The sequence below is a fragment of the Labedella populi genome, from assembly GCF_004078655.1.
Classification (GTDB): Bacteria; Actinomycetota; Actinomycetes; order Actinomycetales; family Microbacteriaceae; genus Labedella; species Labedella populi.
The window spans coordinates 94,487-114,702 of sequence record NZ_RZNC01000003.1 but is presented as its reverse complement, the minus strand read 5'-3'; the positions used below and the strand labels follow the sequence as shown (position 1 = coordinate 114,702).

General features: G+C 68.7%; 15 protein-coding genes. 5 read left to right on the top strand and 10 right to left on the bottom strand.

Annotated elements, in window-relative coordinates; all coding sequences use genetic code 11:
* Positions 1-41: 41 nt before the first annotated feature.
* Both mnmA and ELQ92_RS09035 read right to left on the bottom strand, forming a co-directional pair.
* Complete coding sequence (gene mnmA / locus ELQ92_RS09040) at positions 42-1,181, bottom strand: tRNA 2-thiouridine(34) synthase MnmA (protein WP_128498668.1); 1,140 nt, start codon at positions 1,179-1,181, stop codon at positions 42-44.
* A 57-nt stretch (positions 1,182-1,238) separates the two neighbouring features.
* Positions 1,239-2,471 (bottom strand): cysteine desulfurase family protein, encoded by a 1,233-nt coding sequence (locus tag ELQ92_RS09035; protein WP_128498667.1) that lies wholly within the window; start codon positions 2,469-2,471, stop codon positions 1,239-1,241.
* A 60-nt stretch (positions 2,472-2,531) separates the two neighbouring features.
* On the opposite strand from ELQ92_RS09035, the gene glgX reads away from it, so the two are divergent.
* Both glgX and ybaK read left to right on the top strand, forming a co-directional pair.
* Positions 2,532-4,583 (top strand): glycogen debranching protein GlgX, encoded by a 2,052-nt coding sequence (gene glgX / locus ELQ92_RS09030; RefSeq protein ID WP_128498666.1) that lies wholly within the window; start codon positions 2,532-2,534, stop codon positions 4,581-4,583.
* Positions 4,580-5,074, top strand: coding sequence for a Cys-tRNA(Pro) deacylase (gene ybaK, locus ELQ92_RS09025; RefSeq protein ID WP_128498665.1), 495 nt, complete (start codon positions 4,580-4,582; stop codon positions 5,072-5,074). Before glgX ends, ybaK begins: the two co-directional genes overlap by 4 nt.
* A gap of 115 nt (positions 5,075-5,189) precedes the next feature.
* Here ybaK and glgP read toward each other — a convergent pair whose 3' ends face one another.
* The gene (glgP, locus tag ELQ92_RS09020; protein WP_128498664.1) at positions 5,190-7,763 is read right to left on the bottom strand and encodes an alpha-glucan family phosphorylase; all 2,574 of its coding nucleotides are present in this window, start codon (positions 7,761-7,763) and stop codon (positions 5,190-5,192) included.
* 105 nt (positions 7,764-7,868) lie between these two features.
* Here glgP and ELQ92_RS09015 point away from each other — a divergent pair, with 105 nt between their 5' ends.
* On the top strand, positions 7,869-9,938 hold the full coding sequence (locus ELQ92_RS09015) for an alpha-1,4-glucan--maltose-1-phosphate maltosyltransferase (protein WP_166426754.1): 2,070 nt from the start codon (positions 7,869-7,871) through the stop codon (positions 9,936-9,938).
* Between the two features lie 152 nt (positions 9,939-10,090).
* On the top strand, positions 10,091-12,274 hold the full coding sequence (gene glgB / locus ELQ92_RS09010) for a 1,4-alpha-glucan branching protein GlgB (RefSeq protein ID WP_243694988.1): 2,184 nt from the start codon (positions 10,091-10,093) through the stop codon (positions 12,272-12,274).
* A gap of 96 nt (positions 12,275-12,370) precedes the next feature.
* Here glgB and ELQ92_RS09005 read toward each other — a convergent pair whose 3' ends face one another.
* Positions 12,371-13,315, bottom strand: a complete 945-nt coding sequence (locus tag ELQ92_RS09005) for a tetratricopeptide repeat protein (protein WP_128498663.1) — start codon at positions 13,313-13,315, stop codon at positions 12,371-12,373.
* Positions 13,312-15,180: a DUF8094 domain-containing protein gene (locus tag ELQ92_RS09000; RefSeq protein WP_128498662.1), complete on the bottom strand. Its 1,869-nt coding sequence runs from the start codon at positions 15,178-15,180 to the stop codon at positions 13,312-13,314. The genes ELQ92_RS09005 and ELQ92_RS09000 overlap by 4 nt, the downstream gene beginning before the upstream one ends.
* 197 nt (positions 15,181-15,377) lie before the next feature.
* On the opposite strand from ELQ92_RS09000, the gene ELQ92_RS08995 reads away from it, so the two are divergent.
* Positions 15,378-16,424 (top strand): AI-2E family transporter, encoded by a 1,047-nt coding sequence (locus ELQ92_RS08995; protein ID WP_128498661.1) that lies wholly within the window; start codon positions 15,378-15,380, stop codon positions 16,422-16,424.
* Positions 16,425-16,434: 10 nt separating this feature from the next.
* Here ELQ92_RS08995 and ELQ92_RS08990 read toward each other — a convergent pair whose 3' ends face one another.
* From ELQ92_RS08990 to ELQ92_RS08970, 5 genes are all read right to left on the bottom strand, one after another.
* The gene (locus ELQ92_RS08990; RefSeq protein ID WP_128498660.1) at positions 16,435-17,157 is read right to left on the bottom strand and encodes an alpha/beta hydrolase; all 723 of its coding nucleotides are present in this window, start codon (positions 17,155-17,157) and stop codon (positions 16,435-16,437) included.
* A gap of 25 nt (positions 17,158-17,182) precedes the next feature.
* Positions 17,183-17,479 (bottom strand): hypothetical protein, encoded by a 297-nt coding sequence (locus ELQ92_RS08985; protein WP_243694952.1) that lies wholly within the window; start codon positions 17,477-17,479, stop codon positions 17,183-17,185.
* A 318-nt stretch (positions 17,480-17,797) separates the two neighbouring features.
* On the bottom strand, positions 17,798-18,454 hold the full coding sequence (locus ELQ92_RS16595) for an aggregation-promoting factor C-terminal-like domain-containing protein (RefSeq protein WP_243694951.1): 657 nt from the start codon (positions 18,452-18,454) through the stop codon (positions 17,798-17,800).
* A gap of 134 nt (positions 18,455-18,588) precedes the next feature.
* Positions 18,589-19,140, bottom strand: coding sequence for a DivIVA domain-containing protein (locus ELQ92_RS08975; protein WP_243694950.1), 552 nt, complete (start codon positions 19,138-19,140; stop codon positions 18,589-18,591).
* Positions 19,141-19,193: 53 nt separating this feature from the next.
* Positions 19,194-20,210, bottom strand: a complete 1,017-nt coding sequence (locus tag ELQ92_RS08970) for a phosphatidate cytidylyltransferase (protein WP_243694949.1) — start codon at positions 20,208-20,210, stop codon at positions 19,194-19,196.
* Positions 20,211-20,216: the final 6 nt, after the last annotated feature.

Genomic DNA, 20,216 nt, shown 5'->3' with positions numbered 1-20,216 from the left:
ACGAGCGCCCTCGAGGAGGTCACGACCGGACGGGAGTCGGCTCAGGAACCGACGGCTGTCGACGCCGCGCCCACGGGGACGGCGCTCACGGTCCGATCGATCGTGAACTGACCGAGCACGCGCGTCCCGAGATAGACGACGGCGGTCTGACCGGGGGCGACTCCGTCGAGCGGCTCGGTCGGAACGACGACGAATTCGGTTCCGTCCCGGCCGTCCTGAACGCGCGCCCTGGCGGGCACGGGGTCAGCGTGAGCGCGGATCTGCACGTCGCAGTCGAACCAGTGGGTCGGCTCGTCGAGCGGCCTTCCCGCCCAGGAGAAGCGGTGCCCGGCGATCTGCGCGATCGCGAGCGCCTCCTTGGGTCCGACGACGACCTCGTTCGTCTTGGGGCGCACCTCGAGGACGAAACGCGGCTTGCCGTCGTCCGCGGGCACGCCGAGCCGGAGTCCGCGGCGCTGACCGACCGTGAAGGCGTGCGCACCGTCGTGGTCTCCGATCACGCGGCCCTCCCTGTCGAGGATGGCACCGTTCTCGGCGCCGACGCGCTCGGCGAGCCAGCCCCGCGTGTCGCCGTCGGGGATGAAGCAGATGTCGTGGCTGTCGGGCTTCGCGGCCACGCTGAGGCCCCGCGCAGCCGCCTCCGCCCGTACGACAGCCTTCGAGGGCGTGTCACCGAGGGGGAACATCGAGTGCGCCAGCTGCTCTGCGGTGAGCACTCCGAGGACGTAGGACTGGTCCTTGGCCTCGTCGCTCGCACGGTGCAACTCGAGGGCACCGCCGGTCGACCGCTCGAGCCGCGCGTAGTGCCCCGTGCACACGGCGTCGAACCCGAGATCGATCGCCTTCTCGAGCAGGGCCGCGAACTTGATCTTCTCGTTGCAGCGCATGCACGGGTTCGGCGTGCGACCGGCCGAGTACTCGGCGACGAAATCGTCCACGACGTCGAGCTTGAAGCGCTCGGAGAAGTCCCAGACGTAGTACGGGATCCCGATGAGGTTCGCGGCGCGCTGCGCGTCCATCGAATCCTCGATCGTGCAGCAGCCGCGGCTGCCCGTTCGCAAGGTGCCGGGCATGCGGCTGAGCGCGAGGTGCACCCCGACGACGTCGTGCCCGGCATCGACAGCACGTGCCGCTGCCACGGCCGAATCCACACCACCGGACATCGCCGCGAGAACCTTCATGCCCTCCAGTCTACGGGCGCTCCCCTCGGGCGGTCCCGAACGACCGAGCGGCTCACGTCATCGGATGGCGACGTCGCGCTCCGAGAGTCCCGCGCGTCGAGCGGAACGGATCACGTCCGGGATCACTCGGAGGAACGCGTCCACGTCGTCCTCCGTGGTCGTGTGGCCGAGGGTGACGCGCACCGCCGACCGCGCGACCTCCTCGGGGCGGCCCATCGCGAGGAGGACGTGCGAGGGCTCCGGCACGCCGGCTTGACAGGCCGACCCCGTCGACACCGAGATCCCGGCCATGTCGAGCAGGAACAGGACGGAGTCGCCCTGACACCCGGGGAACGAGAAATGCGCATTGCCGGGGAGCCGGGTCGGACCGTCCCGACTCTCGAGCGGTGCGCCGTTCACCGTCGCATCCGGCACGGCCTCGAGGACACCGTGGACGAGCCGGTCTCGCATCGACGCCAATCGGGCGCCCTCCGTCATGCGGTCGCCGCTCGCGACGCGTGCGGCCGCCGCGAAGGCGACGGCGGAGGCGATGTCCTGCGTCCCGGACCGTAACCGGCGCTGCTGGCCGCCGCCGTGGAGGAGCGGCTCGACGGTCGCGCTCCGATGCAGTGCCAGGGCGCCGATCCCCTGCGGCCCCCCGACCTTGTGCGCGGACACGGACACCGCGACCGGCCCGACGGGACCCACCGCCCCGACGGACGCACGCACGGCGCCGAGGTCCACGGACACGTGCCCGTATGCGGCCACGGCATCGAGGTGGAGGGGAACGCCGGCGTCGGTCGTGGCTCGCGCGAGCGGACCGAGCGGCTGTACGGTCCCGACCTCGTTGTTGGCGGCGAGCACGGTCACGAGCGCCACGCGGCCGTCGTGACGCGCGAGCGTCTCCGAGAGGTTGTCCGCGTCGACCGATCCGTCGTCGGTGAGCCGCAGCCACACCACGTCAGCGCCCTCGTGCTCCGAGAGCCACTCGACAGCATCGAGCGTCGCATGGTGCTCGCCGCGTGAGGTGACGATCACGGGTCGTTCGGCGGTGGCGTTCCGCGCCCAGTAGAGGCCCTTGATCGCGAGGTTGATGGCCTCGGTCCCCCCCGAGACGAACAGCACCTCGATCCCGTCGACACCGAGTGTCCCCGCGATGGTCTCGCGGGCGTCCTCGAGCGCTCGCCGCGCCCCCTGGCCGTGGCTGTGGATGGACGAGGAGTTTCCGGTGGTCGCGGCCGCCTCGAGCCACGCTGCGGCGGCCTCCGGGCGCAAGGGCGTCGTCGCCGAGTGATCGAGGTAGATCGCCATCAGTATCCTCCGCTCACAGCCGTCACGTGGCGGACACCCGCCCCCTTTACTGTAGAACGCATGACACCGGCTGATCCCCTCCGCGACCTCGGCGTTCGCCTCACCTCGTCGGGAGGCGAGATCCGCGTCTGGTCGGAGAACGCGACGTCCGTCGAACTCGTCATCTTCGACGACACGGACCTCGACTGGATCGTCAAGACGGTTCCCCTGCAATCCTTCGGATCGGGTGTGTGGTCGGCGAAGACCCGCAGCCTCAGGGTCGGGACGCGCTACGCACTCCGGGCGGACGGGCCGACGGGACCGCGCCACGCCTTCGATCCCACGCGGTTCCTCCTCGACCCGTGGGGAACCGGACTCGTCCGGCGCTCCCCCGGCGTGTACCGGTCGGCGGTACCCGATCAGTCCTTCGACTTCGGCGGCGTCGAGAAGCCTCGGATCCCGCTCGATCGGACGGTGATCTACGAAGCGCACCTCAAGGGCCTCACGCGACTGAGTCCGGACGTCCCAGAGGAGCTCCGAGGGAGCTACGCGGGACTCGCGCACCCCGCGACGATCGATCGTCTGCGCGACCTCGGCGTCACGACGATCGAGCTGCTCCCGGTGCACGCCTTCGTCTCGGAACAACGACTCATCAAGCAAGGACTCTCCAACTACTGGGGCTACAACACCCTCAATTTCTTCACGCCTCACTCGACCTACGCCTCCAAGCGGGCGCAGGCCGACGGCCCCTCGGCGGTACTCCGCGAGTTCAAGGGCATGGTGAAGCTCCTGCACGAGGCGGGCCTCGAGGTGATCCTCGACGTCGTCTACAACCACACCGCCGAGGAGGGCCCGGGCGGTCCGACGACGAGCCTCCGTGGTCTCGACAACTCGAGCTACTACCGCCAGACCGATGACGGCCACTACATCGATACGGCGGGTACCGGCAACACGGTCGACTTCTCCCGCGACGCCGCACGACGGCTCGTCCTCGATTCCCTCCGCTACTGGTCCCATGAGGTGCAGGTCGACGGGTTCCGGTTCGACCTCGCACCGGCCCTCGGGCGTGACGAGACCCACGAGTTCCGACCAGGCCACCCGCTCATCCGATCGATCGTCGAGTCACCGGAACTCGCCGGGGTCAAGATGATCGCCGAGCCGTGGGACGTCGGCATGGGTGGCTGGCAGACGGGGAACTTCCCGGACGGCTGGCACGAGTGGAACGATCGCTACCGCGACAGGGTGCGCAACTTCTGGTTGAGCGACATCGACTACATGCGAAGAGCCCATCATGCTCCAACCGGAATCGGGGGGTTCGCGACGCGACTCGCCGGCTCGTCGAACACCTTCCCGAGCGAGCGCGGCCCGCTCGCGTCGATCAACTTCGTCACCGCTCACGACGGATTCACCCTCGCCGATCTGGTCTCCTACGACGTCAAGCACAACGTCGGCAACGGCGAGTCGAATCGTGACGGAAGCGACAACAACAGGTCCTTCAACCACGGCGCCGAAGGCGACACCGACGACGAGTCGATCCTCGGCACCCGCCGAAAGGCCATGCGCAACCTGCTCGGCACGCTGCTGCTGTCCGCCGGCATCCCGATGATCACGGCGGGCGACGAGTTCGGCCGATCGCAGCGGGGCAACAACAACCCCTACTGCCACGACTCCGAGCTCACCTGGCTCAGCCACACACTCGCTCCCTGGCAGGTCGACCTCCGGGAGCACACCCGAGCGCTCGTCCGGTTGCGGGCGGAGAACCCCGCCCTGCGGCCGACCCGCTACGGCCGGCCGGGAGGGAGCACGCCCGGCGCGTCGCGGATGGACTGGTACGACGCCGACGGCGGGACGATGAGCGAGGACGACTGGCAGCGCGCCGGCCATCGGACGCTCCAGTACCTCGCGGAGTCGACCCCGGAGACGGAGTGCCCCAACCGCGTGCTCCTCGTCGTCCACGGCACCGAGTCCCCGACCCGGGTCACCCTCCCGCACCACGACGGCGTGCTGCGGTACGACCTGCTGTGGTCGAGTGAGGACGACACTCCCGCATCCGATGTGGTGTCGGCGCACGAGCCGGGTGAGTCGGTGAGGATCGAGGGCACCTCGATGCGGCTCTACCGCGTCGTGTCGTGAGCCGGTCGGCCCGGCGTCCGCCGGCGACGCCGGCGACCCGGGCCCTCGAGGCGACCGGGACGCCCTGGACCGGGCACGTGTACACGCACGACCCCGCTTCGGTGTCCTTCGGACTCGAAGCCGCCGACGCACTCGACGTCCCGCCATCGCACGTCTTCAAGACCCTGCTCGCCGACGTCGACGGCGCCATCGTGGTGGCCGTCGTCCCGGTCGAGTCGCGACTCGACCTCGGTGCGCTCGCGCGTGCGGTCGGTGGCAAGCGAGCGGTGATGGCCGATCCCGCGGTCGCCGAGAGGCGCACGGGCTACGTCCTCGGCGGGATCAGTCCCCTCGGCCAGAAGAACACCCACCGCACGGTCCTCGACTCGTCCGTCACCGTGCTGGACACACTCTTCGTGTCCGGTGGCCGGCGCGGCTTCGAGATCGAGCTCGCGCCCGCGGATCTCCTCGCACTCACCGGGGGCATGACCGCGTCGATCTCCACGTCCTGAGACCGGTCGCCGCCGTCGTGCTCTGGCTCTCGGGGGAAGACAGCGCTCCGTCACAGCACGTCTCTCGTCACAGCACGTCTCTCGTCACGGCACGTCTCTCGTCACGGCACGTCTCTCACTGGGCGACCGCGACGAGTCCCATCTCGACGTCGCTCGCGACATCCGGGTGATGAGGGACGACTCGCACCGTGTAGCCGAAGTTGCCGGAGCGCTCGAGGCGGAGCTCCCCGCCGTAGACGGTTCCGCCGCTTCCCGCACCGCGGCCCGGACCGGAACCCGCGAGGGGGGCGAGTGACAGGGTGGAGACCTCGGTGAGCTCGCCCTCAGCCGAGCCGGAGCCGTAGACGAGTTCCACGCGGACGTCCTCGGGCGTCAGATCCCCGAGATCGACATACGCCCGTAGACGGAGCATCTCGCCCACCTGCGGGGTCACGTCGAGCCCGCCCGATTCGACGTGTGTGATCCCGACGCGCGGCCAGGACGACACGACGCGCTGCTTCCAGGCGGCCAGCTCGCGCGCGCGCCGGTAGCCGGACTCCGACAGCCGTGCAGCGGCGACGGAGGCCGGACGGTACAACGCCCCCACGTACTCGCGCAGCATCCGATCGGCGCTGAGAGCCGGAGAGAGCGTTGCGAGCGAGTGCCTCACGGACGTGAGCCACTGCCGCGGGACGCCGCCGTCCCTGTCGTAGAAGCGCGGCGCGATGTGATGCTCGAGGAGCTCGTAGAGCGACGACGCCTCGATGCGATCGCGCTCTTCGGGCGACACGTTCGCCGCGGCGGTCGGGATCGCCCACCCGTTGGCGCCGTCGTAGAACTCGTTCCACCAGCCATCGAGGATCGAAAGGTTGAGCGAGCCGTTGAGCGCCGCCTTCATGCCCGACGTGCCGCACGCCTCGAGAGGCCGCAGCGGGTTGTTGAGCCAGACGTCGGTGCCGGGGAAGAGCGTCTTCGCCATCCCCATGTCGTAATCAGGGAGGAAGACGATGCGCGAGCGGACCGCGGGGTCCGACGTGAACTCGACGAGTTGTTGGATGAGACGCTTGCCTTCGTCGTCAGCGGGGTGCGACTTCCCGGCGACGACGATCTGGATGGGCCGCTCGGGATCGAGCAGGAGCGCACGCAGTCGCTCCTCGTCGTGGAGCATGAGAGTGAGGCGCTTGTACGTCGGGACCCGGCGTGCGAAGCCGATCGTCAGCACGTCGGGATCGAGCACCTGACCGACCCACTCGGGTACGACGCCGCCGGGATTCTGTGAGATCCACGTCGCTTCCACGCGGCGACGGGCTGCGTGCACGAGCTCCGCCCGAAGCCGCCGCTTCGTCTCCCAGAGGGTCTCGTCGCTCACGGCGCCGTCGCGCCAGTCGACGGCGGTGGTGTCACGGGTACCCCACGCGTGCTCAGCCACCTCTGCGAGGTGCGGACTCGTCCACGTCGCCGGGTGTACACCGTTGGTGATGGAGCCGATCGGGATGTCGGTCTCATCGAATCCCGGCCAGAGCGATCGGAACATCCGACGCGAGACCTCACCGTGGAGACGCGACACCCCGTTGGCGCGCTGCGCGAGCCGGAACCCCATGATGGCCATGTTGAACGCTCCCAGGCTGCCGTCGCCGCCCTCCTCCTGGCCGAGGGTGAGTACCTCGTCGGCTTCGACACCGGGAAGGAGATCCGTCGAGAAGTAGCGGCGGATGAGGGCCGGGTCGAACCGGTCGATCCCCGCCGGCACGGGCGTGTGGGTTGTGAACACGGCGCCACCACGCACCACCTCGAGCGCCTCGCCGAAGCCGAGACCGGCCCCGACCAGGTCCGAGATGCGCTCGAGACCGAGGAATCCGGCATGCCCCTCGTTCGTGTGGAACACGGCGGGGAAGGCGGCACCCGTGAGATCGCACCACTGCTTGATGGCGCGCACGCCCCCGATCCCGAGGAGCAGCTCCTGCCGGAGACGGTGTTCCTCCCCTCCCCCGTACAGCCGGTCCGTGACCTGGCAGAGGTCTGCGTCGTTCTCCGGCACGTCGGTGTCGAGAAGCAGGAGGGTCACGCGACCCACCCTCGCCGTCCAGACGCGCGAATTGAGCGATCTGCCGTCCGGCATGGCCAGGACGACATCGACCGGCGTGCCGTCGAGGTGTCGGAGGACGGAGAGCGGCAAGCCGTCCGGGTCCACGATCGGATACCTCTCCTGCTGCCAGCCGTCCGCCGACAACGACTGACTGAAATATCCGGATCGGTAGAAGAGGCCGACGGCGACGAGCGGGACGCCGAGGTCGGACGCGCTTTTCAAGTGGTCACCCGCGAGAATACCGAGGCCGCCGGAGTACTGAGGAAGCGCTGCCGTGATGCCGTACTCCGGCGAGAAGTAGGCGATCGAATCCGGGGTCTCGCCCTCGAGGCTCTGGTACCAACGTGGTTCCGTGAGGTAGCGCTCGAGGTCGTCGCGCAGCGCGTTCGCGCGGTGCACGAAGCCGTCATCCGCGGCCAATTCATCGAGCCGCTCCTGGGACACGGATGCGAACAGCGCCGTGGGGTCGCGCTGTGCGTGCTCCCAGGCCCCAGGAGCGATCTCGGAGAAGAGCTCCCTGGTGGGCTCGTGCCAGACCCAGCGGAGGTTGCCGACGAGGGTCTCGAGGGCGGCGAGCCGCTCGGGAAGAGCGGGGCGGACGGCGAATCGACGAATGGCCTTCACGCGCCCAGCCTAGAGGAGGGGGCGGAGTGTAGCGCGTCGGCATCCACCGGCGCGGCCCCGTCCGGGACCCTGCCGCCCGGCCGGCCGACGGGATACGGTTTGAGGGTGGCGAAGAAGACGGCCGACCTTCAGTCGGCGCAGAAGGCTCAACCGACGACGACTCCGGAGCGGTCTCTGCCGAGCCCCGGGACCGCGTCGATCGGACGGATCCCCATCCTCGGCGTATCGCCAGAGGTCGAGGGCGGCCGATGGCCGGCGAAGGCCTTCGCGGGCGAGATCGTCCCCTTCCGGGCGACGGCGTTCCGTGAGGGACACGACCTCATCGGCGTCCGCGCACTCCTGACGTCTCCCGCAGGAGCCGAGACGACCGTCGTGCTCGACCCCGGGGCACCGGGAACCGACTCGTGGGAGGGCGAGGCGCGGCTCGACGAGGTCGGTCCGTGGACGTATCGCATCCTCGCGTTCGCCGACGAGTTCGCGACGTGGCACCACAACGCGGAGATCAAGATCGACGCGGGGATCGACGTCGAGCTCATGTACACCATGGGTGCACAGCTCCTGCAGGCGGCGTCGACGGAGTCCACCCGCCCCGCGAAGGAGCGCACGTACCTCGGCCGTCTCGCCAAGAGCCTCTCCTCCGTTAAGAAGGGAGCCGAGCGCCGCGCGGTGCTCGACGACCCGGAACTTGCGCGCATCGCCCGCGAGCGCCCCTTCATGGGGCTCCGATCGACGAGCGCACAGCGCACCATCCGGGTCGAGCGTACGCGCGCCGGATTCGCATCGTGGTATGAGTTCTTCCCTCGATCGGAGGGCGCACGGAAGCTCGAGGACGGATCGTGGGTCTCCGGAACCTTCAGTACGGCTGCGAAGCGACTCCCAGCCGTCGCCGCCATGGGCTTCGACGTCGTCTACCTCCCTCCCATCCACCCCATCGGACAGGCGTTCCGCAAGGGCCCGAACAATTCGCTCGAGGCCGGGCCGAACGACCCCGGCTCGCCCTGGGCCATCGGATCGGCTGACGGCGGGCATGATGCCATCCACCCGGACCTCGGTACCGTCGAGGACTTCGAGTCGTTCCTCCGGTCGGCGGCCGACCTCGGTCTCGAGGTCGCGATCGATCTGGCGCTCCAGGCGTCGCCCGATCACCCGTGGGTGACCGAGCACCCCGAGTGGTTCACGACGCTTCCCGACGGTTCGATCGCCTATGCGGAGAATCCGCCCAAGAAGTACCAGGACATCTATCCGATCAACTTCGACAACGACCCGGAGGGCATCAGAGCCGAGGTCCTGAGGATCGTGCGCTACTGGATGTCCCTCGGAGTCCGCACCTTCCGTGTCGACAACCCCCACACGAAGCCCGTCGAATTCTGGGAGTGGCTCATCGGCGAGGTCAACTCGACGGACCCCGACGTCGTGTTCCTCGCCGAGGCGTTCACGCGGCCTGCCATGATGCGAGCGCTCGCGAAGGTGGGCTTCCAGCAGGGGTACTCCTACTTCACCTGGCGGAACACCCGGGAAGAGCTGGAGGAGTTCTTCACGAGCATCTCGACGGAGACGGCGGACTACTACCGGCCGAATCTGTTCGTCAACACGCCGGACATCCTCACGGAGTACCTGCAGTTCGGCGGACCGGCCGCCTTCACGATCCGTGCGGCGCTCGCCGCGACCGCCGGCGGACTCTGGGGGGTCTACTCGGGCTTCGAACTCTTCGAGAACGTCGCCCGCCCGGGCTCCGAGGAGAACATCGACAACGAGAAGTACGAGTACAAGGTGCGCGATTATGCCGCCGCCGAAGCCGCCGGGGCGTCGCTCGGCCTGTTCATCGGCACGTTGAACCGCGTCCGGCGCGAGCACCCCGCCCTCGGGCAGCTGCGGAACCTCCGCATCCACTCGTCCGAGGACGAGAACATCCTCGTCTACTCGAAGCACGTGTCCGCGGAGCTCTCGCCGACAGGCGCATCGGACACGATCATCGTCGTCGCCAACGTCGACCCGCACTCCGTCAGGGAGACCGTCGTCCACCTGGACTCGACGGCCTTCGGTGTCCCGCACGGCACCCCGTTCCGCGTGCACGACCTCGTCAGCGATGCCGTCTGGCAGTGGGGCGAGGACAACTACGTCAAGCTCGACGCCTTCACGACGCCGGTGCACATTCTCGAAGTCTTGGAGGACTGACCGTGAGCACGATCCCCCCGACCCCGCCGCCCGCCGGCTCCGCAGACGACGCCGCTCCCGGCATCTACGCGCCCGACGCCGCCACTCCCGACGCCGCCACTCCCGACGCCGTATCGACGACGCGTCAGCGATCGGCCCCTGACAAGGTCGCGATCCCCGCGCTCGACGACGGCGTCCTCGACCGCGTCGCCGCGGGAGAGCACCACGACCCGCACTCCGTTCTCGGAAGCCACCCGGTGGCTTCCGAGGGCGTCTCGGACGCCTTGACCGTCATCCGCACCCGCCGGCCGCTCGCAACGCGGGTCTCCGCGACGCTCGACAGCGGCGCCCGGGTCGAGCTCTCACACGTCCGCTCCGGAATCTGGCAAGGCGCACATGTGGCGGGGCACCAGGGATATCGCATCGAGGCCTCCTACGACGGCGGCCCCGATTGGGTGGCGGACGACGCGTATGCGTTCGCCCCAGCCATCGGTGAACTCGATCTTCATCTCATCGGCGAAGGTCGGCACGAGCGCTTGTGGGACGTCCTCGGCGCGCACCGCCGCACCCTCGGGACGGCGGAGCGGCCGGTCACCGGCACCTCGTTCACCGTGTGGGCGCCTCATGCAAGTGCCGTCAGGGTCATCGGCACTTTCAACGACTGGCACGGCGAGGGACATGCCTTGCGTTCGATGGGCGGCTCCGGCGTGTGGGAGATCTTCGTCCCGGGCGTCGAAACCGGCGCGCTCTACAAGTTCGAGCTGCGCGGCCGTGATGGCCGCTGGGTCTCGAAGGCCGACCCGCTTGCTCGCTTCTCCGAGACCGCCGGCCTCACCGCTTCCATCGTGACCGAGTCCGACTACTCGTGGAACGACGAGGAGTGGATGACGGCGAGAGCCGCCCGGGACCCTCACAACGGTCCGATGAGTGTCTACGAGCTGCACGCGGGCTCTTGGCGCCTCGGTCTCGGGTACCGCGAGCTCGCCGATCATCTGATCGAGTACGTCACCGAGCTCGGCTTCACCCACGTGGAATTCATGCCACTCGCCGAGCACCCGTTCGGTGGCTCGTGGGGCTACCAGGTCACCGGATACTATGCGCCGACGAGCCGCTTCGGCGACCCCGACGACCTCCGTTACCTCATCGATCGGCTCCACCAGGCGGGTATCGGCGTCCTCGTCGACTGGGTCCCCGGTCACTTCGCTACCGACACGTGGGCGCTTGCGCGCTTCGACGGCGAGGCGCTCTACGAGCACCCCGACCCGCGCCGCGGCGAGCACAAGGACTGGGGAACGCTCATCTTCGACTTCGGGAATCCGCAGGTGCGGAACTTCCTCGTGGCGAACGCGCTCTACTGGATCGAGGAGTTCCACGTCGATGGACTGCGCGTCGACGCCGTCGCCTCGATGCTCTACCTCGACTACTCCCGTCAACCGGGCGAGTGGCTCCCGAACGTCCACGGAGGCAACGAGAACCTCGAGGCGATCAGTCTCCTGCAGGAGGCGAACGCCACGGCCTATCGTCGAAATCCCGGCATCGTCATGATCGCCGAGGAGTCGACCAACTGGGGCGGTGTCACCGCGCCGACGAGCGGCGGCGGGCTCGGCTTCGGTCTCAAGTGGAACATGGGCTGGATGCACGACTCCCTGCAATACATCGCGAACGACCCCATGTGGCGGTCCTTCCACCACGGTGAGATTACGTTCTCGTTCCTCTACGCGTTCAGCGAGAACTTCCTCCTCCCCATCAGCCACGACGAGGTCGTGCACGGGAAGGGCTCGCTCATCGGCAAGATGCCCGGCGACCACTGGCAGAAGCTCGCGAACATGCGGGCCTTCCTGACCTTCATGTGGGCGCATCCGGGCAAGCAGCTCCTGTTCATGGGCCAGGAGTTCGGTCAGCTCTCCGAATGGTCGGAGGCGCGCGACCTCGACTGGTGGATCCTCGACCAGCCCGCGCACCGCGGCGTGCACTCGCTCGTCACGCAGCTCAACCGGGTCTACCGGGAGAACCCGGCCCTGTGGGAGCACGACAACGACGCGTCCGGGTTCGAGTGGCTCGACGGCGGGGACTCCACTCGGAACATCGTCTCGTTCCTGCGTCGTGACTCGAACGGCGACGAGATCGCCGTGTTCATGAACTTCTCCGGCACCACCGTCGGCCCGTATCGGGCCGGATTCCCGCACCCGGGCGAGTGGGACGAGATCCTCAATTCGGACGCTGCGGAGTTCGGCGGATCCGGGATCGGCAATCTCGGAAGCGTCACCGTGAAGGACGAGCCCTGGGCCGGCCGGCCCGCCTCGGCAGACATCACGCTCCCGCCCCTCGCCGGGCTCTGGTTGAAGCGTCGACGCTGACCGGCGGCTGAGCACGCGAACGACGAAGCGCCCTGTCCGAGGACAGGGCGCTTCGTCGTTGACCGTCGGTTGCGACGTGCGGGACCGTGCCGGACGCTAGTAGAGCAGGCCGGCGAGCCGTGCCCGCGCCGAAGCGACGAGAGGATCCGCGACGCCGACGATCTCGAAGTAGTCGAGCAGACGCTCGCGCACCCGGTCGCGCCCGTCGCCGTCGAGTGACGGGAACAGCCCGAGCAAGCGGTCGAAGGCGTCGGCGACGTGCCCTCCGGAGAGATCGAGATCGGCGACGTCGAGCTGGGCATCCACGTCGTCGGGACCGGCGGCCGCTGCGGCACGGATGGCGTCGAGAGTCTTACCGCCGAGCCGGTGCAGCAGACTCACCTGTGCGAGCCCAGCGACCGCCTCACGGTCGTTGGGTGCCTGGAGGATCTGCTTCCTGTACGCGGCGATGGCGGCCTCGTAGTCCTGGCGGCCGATCGCGTCGTAGGCCTCCTGGTGCAGAGGCGGCAATTCGGGCTCAGGCACCGGGGCCTCCGCGCCCCCCTCGACGATCACGCGACCGGACACGCCACTCTGAGCCGCCGCCTCGACGACGCGTCCCATGACCTGGGACAACTGCGCCTCGGGGACGGCGCCCTGGAAGAGCGGCATCGGCTGGCCGCCGATCAGCACGACCACGGTCGGAGCGGTCGTCGCCTGGAGTCCCTGGACGAGTTGGGGATTGGCGTCGATGTCGACGCGGACGAGTACGAGAGCGCCCCCCTGCTGGACGACGAGGCGCTCGAGAATGGGAGCGAAGGCGATGCTCGCCTCTGATCGCGCGGAGAAGAGCTCGACGACGACGGGGACGCGCGCCGACAACTCGATGAACTGACCGAAGTTCTGGTCGGTCCCACCGAGCACGAGCGATGGCACGCTGATGGCATCGCCGCCGGCCGCATCGGTACCGCTCGCGGCGGCCGCCGTCGAGGGACGCGACGCTAGACCCGAGAGGTCGACGGCGCCGCGGAGATTGGCACCCGGGTTCATGGGGATGCTCATGACAACTCCTTCGCAGAGATGAGGGCCTGACTGAAACCGAGGAGCACGACCGTGTCGGTCGAGTCCGCCGGTGGGACGTAGAACAGCAACTGGTCGGCGTACGTGGCCGTCGTACCCTTCGCGGTCTCCTCGAGTCCGACGAGAGCCGCGATGGCTCCGGTCGGCTTGACCACGGCACCACTCTCCACGGGTTTTGCCGTCTCGGTCTCCTCGATGCTGACGGCGACGATCGCGCCGGAGGAAATGGTCGCGAGCCCGAGCGGGTCCGTCTCCCCCGGTGCCGTCGAGAATTCGATGGTCGCCGTCTCCTCGAGACCCTCGTCCTTCGCCGCGCGGTCACTCGCGATGATCTCGCGGAACGGATCACTCTCGGCGAAGAGCGGGGCGTATTCGCTCTCCGCGCCCGCAGCGATGAGGTCCGAGTAGGACGTGGCCAGATTGTTCGGTGCCACGAGCATGAGGGGCGAGTCCGGCGGGATGAACGCGGCGCCGACGGACGCGGGAGCGGACTCGGGGATCGTCGCGTTCGGTTCCAGCGAGACGGCGTAGTCGACCGTGTAGTTCGACCGCGGCGTTTCCTGCCGGAGCATGAGCGCGATGAGGGGCGTCTCCGTGTCTTCCTGGTCTCCTACGACCGTGAAGACCGTCCGCGGCCACACGTCGGTGGCTTGCGGGAGCGACAGGAGCAGCGGGGACGACGGGATCGCGCGGGGCGCCCCGTAGTCGGACACCTTTCCACGGATGGTGTAGTTGGACTGACGCTCCTGGAGCGCCGCGCCGGAGAAGCGCGTCGCGGCGAGTTCACTGTTGCGATCCGCGTCGGCCTCCGTTGCCACCGCTGAGATCCGCGAGATGATGCGCTCGAGTTGGGGCACCGTGACCGCCGGAGCAGCGACCTCGTCCGTGGTCTCCGGGAGCACCGCGACACTGTCCGTCGGTTCGGGGGTCTCCTCGGATGCGGAGAGGTCCGGCCAGTAGCTCGCCGAGCAGCCGCTCAGCAACAGGCCGGAGACGAGCAGCATCGGTACCGTCGCGCGCATCGTCGAGCGAGCCCGTGATCGGACTCGGCGGCGGCGGCGTGGCGGCTTGGCTGTCTGCTCGAGTCCCGGACCCGCGGTGATGCCCTTGCGACGCGGACCGCGCGACTTGCGGAGGTGGTTCAAACCGAGGAGGTAGAGGACGAGGCCGACAACGAGCAGCAGGATGCCGCCCGCGATCAGGGGACCCGCCCACGGAGTTGCATTGCTCACCGGCCATGAGAGGCGCACGGTGTCCGGAGCCGCCTCCTCACCGTTCGAGGCGATGAGGACGCTGACGTCCTCCGGCACGCTGATCGGCGCGATGACGGCTTGCTCCTCGGAGTACTCGCTGAGCCACAAGTCGGACCCGCGCGGATCCCGGATCGTCTCGATCGGCGTCTCGTCCGCACGGGCTTCCTCGTCGGCCTCGGCGTCCTCCCCCTCGGCAGTCTCGGGGCCGGCAGGATCAGCGGAGCCCGTCGGCGTCGGTGTCGGAGTCGCACCCGTGTCCTCAGCCTGCTCACCGCCCCTCAGGGTGGTGGTGAGGTTGCCCGTCTCCTCGTCAACGGAGAGCTCGGCGTACTCGCTGTCGCCGAGCCACGCCATGACGTCGCTCGTGCGGCCGTAGGCCACGAAGACGGCATCGGACCCCGTCACGGTCACGGTCTGCGACCCGTCGCGCGAATTCAGGACGGCGCCGCTCACGAGCGTGTAAGGCAGTCCGCCCTCGACCGTCCCCTCGGCGGCGACGGTCGACGGGGGGAGGAAGACCGTCCGCTGGGCGATGCCCAGGACGATCATCGCTGCAGCGACCACGAATGCGGCGATGGCGAGAACGAAACGCACGAACACTCCTTCTACGTTGCCGGTGGACGGGCGGAACGGCACGTCGAGCGGGATGGACACGGCGCGGCAACGGACACGGGACGCTCCAGAATATCGGATAAACGCTGAGCGCGACCTCCAACGCCTCTCTCCGCCACCGATCGGGCCCCGAGCGGTCGGCACCCTAGGATTGTCGAGTCGAGCATGGAGGAGGCCGGATGAGGATCCAGAACGCGTTCCGCGTCGGGTTGGTCGGCACCCTCGGCGTCGGGCTCGGCCTCCTGATCCTCGTCTCCATCGGCAACCTCCAGACGATCCTCGTCTACATCGGCGCGGCGTTATTCCTCGCTCTCGGTCTCGATCCCATCGTGACGTGGCTCGAGAGGCGAGGGCTCCCCCGCTGGCTCGCGCTCATCATCGTCGTCGCCGTCCTGCTCGCACTCTTCGGCGGACTCGTCTGGATGGTGGTGCCGATCATCGTCGACCAGATCGGTGAGCTCGCCCGCCTCGTCCCGCTCCTCCAACGACAGGTGAGCTCGAACGAGTTCATCGAGAACCTGCGCGATCAGTTCCCGTTCCTCAACGTGGATCTCATCATCACCGAGGCAGGCTCGTTCATCACCGACAACATCACGAACATCGGCAGCGGTGCCGTTCAGGTCGTCTTCGCCATCGGCTCGGGCTTCTTCGGCGCGCTCATCGTGCTCATCCTCACGATCTACTTCACCGCGTCGTTGCCCGCCACGAAGCGCGGCCTCTATCAGCTGGTGCCCGCGACGAAGCGCGCGCGTTTCGCCGATCTCGCCGAGCAGATCACCGACTCCGTCGGGCGCTACGTCACCGGACAGGTGACGATCGCCGCATGCAGCGGCCTCCTCAGCTACATCGTGCTGTCGATCATCGACGCGCCGTTCCCGCCGGTGCTCGCGTGCATCGGGTTCTTCTTCTCCCTGATCCCGCTCGTCGGCACCCTCACCGGGTCCATCATCATCTCGCTCGTGTGCCTGATCCCGGGACTCGGATCCCCGTTGACGGCGCTCGTCGCCGCCGTCTACTACCTCATCTACATGCAGATCGAAGCGTACGTTTTGAGCCCCAACATCATGAAGCGTGCCGTCGCCGTGCCGGGAGCCGTCGTCGTGATCGCCGCTCTCGCCGGGGGCTCCCTCCTCGGGATCCTCGGGGCGCTCATCGCGATACCGACGGCGGCGGCGGTCCTCCTCATCATCAAGCAGGTCGTGATACCGCGGCAGAACGAGCTCTGAGGGACGACGTTCAGCCCTCGTCCGGCCAGTCGGTCGCGAGAGGCAAGGCGCTCGGGACGACGGTCGCCACGATCTCCGACAAGACTCTGCGGGTCAGCTTCTCGCCGACCCAGAGGTGCTTCCCCTCCTCGATGGGGATGACCGTCGCCGACGGGACGGTCGAGAACCGCTCGATCGCCTCGGCGGGCCGGAGGTAGTCGTCGAACTCGGGGATCAGCGCCACGAGTCTCCTCGAGTCGCCTTCCCACGCGGCGACCTCCTCCGGCGAGGTCCGGTGGAGCGGCGGCGAGAGGAGGATCGCGCCCTCGATGGGATGCGACCGACCGTACTTGAGTGCGAGCTCCGTCCCGAAGGACCACCCGAGCAACCAGGGGTGCGGGAGTCCGCGCTCGGTCACGAACGCCATGGCCGCCGCGACGTCGGCCTCTTCCGACACTCCGTCTCCGAAGGAGCCGTCACTCGTGCCGCGCTCGGAGCCGGTCCCCCGCGTGTTGAACCGGAGCACGTTCACGCCCGCCAAGGCAGGAAGCCGTGCCGCCGCCTTCCGCAGGATGTGCGAATCCATGAAGCCACCGGCGGTCGGAAGGGGGTGCAGCGTGACGAGCGTCGCGACAGCACGTCCATCCGCCGGCGACGCCAACTCACCGACGAGCGTCAGTCCGTCGGCCGTCCGGAACTCGATGTCCTCACGGCGGGCGGGAAGCTCGACGCCACCTCGGATCTCCACGGTCATTCCCCTCTCCTCGGCCTGTAGCCGTTCATCCGATCCTCCAGCAGTGCGTGTGCCAGTGCCGCCGCGACGCAAGGTCGGCGGCGTCCCCGAGGGGACCGTCCGCACGCCAGGCCACGATGTGGGCCACGCCCGCATCCACCGTTCGCCCGCAACCGGGGCAGACGTACTCCTTCACGGACTGGCTCGACGAGACGGGTTGCACCCACCATGCCACCCCGCGCTTGACCTCCGTGCGCTTCCAGCCGTTGAGCAGCGCCGAAAGGTCCGACTCGCCGCGATCGTTGTCGCGCCCTCCGCGCCGCGGTCGTTTGCTGCGTGGCATCCTGATTCGTTTCCCGTCCGGGCGTGCGTACGCCGCGTCGATGTCTGCTCGAGCTTCCCGCTCAGGAGGAGCCGACGGCCTCGGAGTGGTTCCATATGCCGTACGGGGATCCGTAGCGAGCCGCGATGGAGCCGAGCCCCGACTGGTCTGCGTCGCGAGGTTCGTCCGCCAGCCGGTGCCGGCCGACGCCTTCTTGTTCCCCGGGTAGGACTGCGGGATGCCGCAGGCGCCGGGTGACGGATTCATCGGGCTGACCCGCCACCCGACCTGCACCTCGCCGTCGGGTAGCGAGCCGGTTGTCACGGGTCGTGGCTCGGATCAGTACCAGCCGACGGACTGGGAGTGGCCCCAGGCGCCGCAGGGCGTACCGTACCGACCGCTGATGTAGCCGAGGCCCCACGAGATCTGGGTGGCCGGGTTGGTCGCCCAGTCCGATCCTGCAGACGCCATCTTGCTCCCCGGCAAGGACTGAGGAATGCCGTAGGCGCCGGAACTGGGGTTCGCCGCGTTGACGCGCCAGCCGGATTCCTTGTTCCACAAGGACACGAGGCAGGAATACTGGTCTTCTCCCCAGCCGCGCGCCGCGACCATCTCGTAGGCGATCGCTTGCGCGGTACCGGGGTCGGGGACCGCGGCTGTGGGCGCAGAGAAACCGGATCCCGAGCCGGAGCCCGACCCCGAGCCCGACGAATCGGACTCGTCCTTCTCCTCCTCCTCGACGGGCGGCGGCGGCGGCGGAGGCGGCGGAGGTGCCTCCGCTCCGTACACGTCACGCGTGAACGACGTGTCGTAGTCACCGGCGAGAGCCAGCGACTGGACGTCGGCGCGCTCGTAGCGCGGAACGATCTCGAAGTACGGCGACGCCGTCGCCCCGGAGTAGGGATCGACAATGTTCACCGCGATCACCCCGAATGCGGCGAGGAAGCCGAGCAGTGCGACCGGAAGGCTCGACCGCGTCCGGGCGGACCCGGACACCACGCCCCGGGGACCACGAGCGACCCGCTGGTGAGAGGAGACCGGAACGGGAGAGGTTGGAAGTACGAGATGCTTACCCACGATCCAACGATTTTAGCTCAGATCACGGAAATGTCACGAACCCGCCGTGCACGTCAGCGAACCGCGAGCATGACGTCGACGACGGCGTCGAGGACCCGGTCGACCTGCTCCTCGGCGTAGCCGCCCCGCTCGGCACGGAACACTGCTGTCCTGACCGTGTCGACATCGACCGCCGCGCCCGTCTCGAAGTAGGCGACGAGCCGAGCCGCGAGGGCGTCGACGTCCTCGACTCGGTAGCCCTGGGTGAGTCGACCGGCGCGGGTGAACCGCTCCCCCGTCGGCCGGGACAACCGGTTCAGCAGGACCTGTGCCGTCTCGCGCGTCTCCGCAAGCCAGCGTCGCCGCCCCACCGTGTCGAGTGATCGCTCCCTTTCGCGGAGCGCGAAGGCGTCCTCCAGGCGTTCGAGCGCCGCGTCGACGTGCGAGGTGGAGTAGCCCTTGCGCACGAGGGGGAACGACACCCGTCGGATGTCTTCGGACGTGAGGATCGGCTCCGCGGAGGGGTCGAGGTCGTACGCCGATCGCGCGTCGCGAAGGAAGGCGTCCACGTCGGCAGGAGCGTACCCGCGGCCTCGGCGGGTGAGGGGGAACGGGGAGGTCGACACGGAACCATTCTCACCCGAGTGCGCGCGGCTCGCCGACGGGACTCGCGTCGTCGTCATGTGAACACCACGAACATCAGGTACGCGACGGGCGCCGACGGCAGGATCGAGTCGAGTCGATCGAGGAAACCGCCGTGACCGGGAAGCCACGAGCTCATGTCCTTGATGCCGATGTCACGTTTGATCATGGACTCGGACAGGTCCCCGACGGTGGCCGACAGGATGATGACGGCCGCGAAGATCGTCCCCACCCACCAGGGCTGCCCGAGCAGGAAGATCGCCACGAGCACTCCGGCCGCCTGACTGAGCACGAGTGCACCGGCGAAGCCTTCCCACGTCTTGTTCGGGCTCACCCGGGGCGCCATCGGGTGGCGGCCGAACGCGAGGCCTGAGGCGTAGGCGCCGACATCCACGACGACCACGAGCGCGATGAACGCGAAGACCCACAACTCCCCACCGTCCCGTGAGACGAGGATCACCGCGAAGCTCCCGAGTCCCGCGATGTACGCCTGCGTGAACACGGCGGCGGCGACATCGAGCACGACCGCGAGCGGAGCGCGGGCGTCCCCTGCGGCCATCTGCGCGATGAGGCGCCACACCACGACGAAGGTGATCGCGGCGATCATGACGGCCCATCGCGTGGGGCCGTCCGCGAAGTACGCTGCACCGACGAAGACGAGGGCGGCGCCGGCGGCCGGCCAGCGGTCGGTCCGCCGGTCGGCGTGCTTCAGTGCGGTCGCGAGTTCGAGAGTCGTGAAGACCACGACGGCGGCCCCGAACACCGCGAACAGGCCCTTGAAGAAGAACAGGCTGAAAACGAGGATCGCTCCGAGCGCGACGCCGATCCCGATCGCCATCACGAGGTTGCGGCCCACTCGGGCCTCGACCCGCTCGTTCGCCTGATCGAAGTGCGCGCGGACCTCCGTGACACGCCCCTCGAGATCGGCACGTGTCGTCCGCACGCGCTCCTCGATCTCGGCCCGCTTGGCGTTCAACTGGCTCTGGAGATCCGGACGCGCGTCACCCGGGCGGCGGTGCGGTGGCGGATCCTCGCCCGGGTGCGGGCCGGTCACGCGACC

What these genes read in the sequence shown, in the direction of transcription:
- ELQ92_RS09005 (WP_128498663.1), bottom strand. Translation starts at nt 13,315, where the DNA reads ATGAGCATCCCCATGAACCCGGGTGCCAATCTCCGCGGCGCCGTCGAC.
- ELQ92_RS09035 (WP_128498667.1), bottom strand. Translation starts at nt 2,471, where the DNA reads ATGGCGATCTACCTCGATCACTCGGCGACGACGCCCTTGCGCCCGGAG.
- ELQ92_RS08995 (WP_128498661.1), top strand. Translation starts at nt 15,378, where the DNA reads ATGAGGATCCAGAACGCGTTCCGCGTCGGGTTGGTCGGCACCCTCGGC.
- glgX (WP_128498666.1), top strand. Translation starts at nt 2,532, where the DNA reads ATGACACCGGCTGATCCCCTCCGCGACCTCGGCGTTCGCCTCACCTCG.
- mnmA (WP_128498668.1), bottom strand. Translation starts at nt 1,181, where the DNA reads ATGAAGGTTCTCGCGGCGATGTCCGGTGGTGTGGATTCGGCCGTGGCA.
- ELQ92_RS08985 (WP_243694952.1), bottom strand. Translation starts at nt 17,479, where the DNA reads ATGCCACGCAGCAAACGACCGCGGCGCGGAGGGCGCGACAACGATCGC.
- ELQ92_RS08990 (WP_128498660.1), bottom strand. Translation starts at nt 17,157, where the DNA reads ATGACCGTGGAGATCCGAGGTGGCGTCGAGCTTCCCGCCCGCCGTGAG.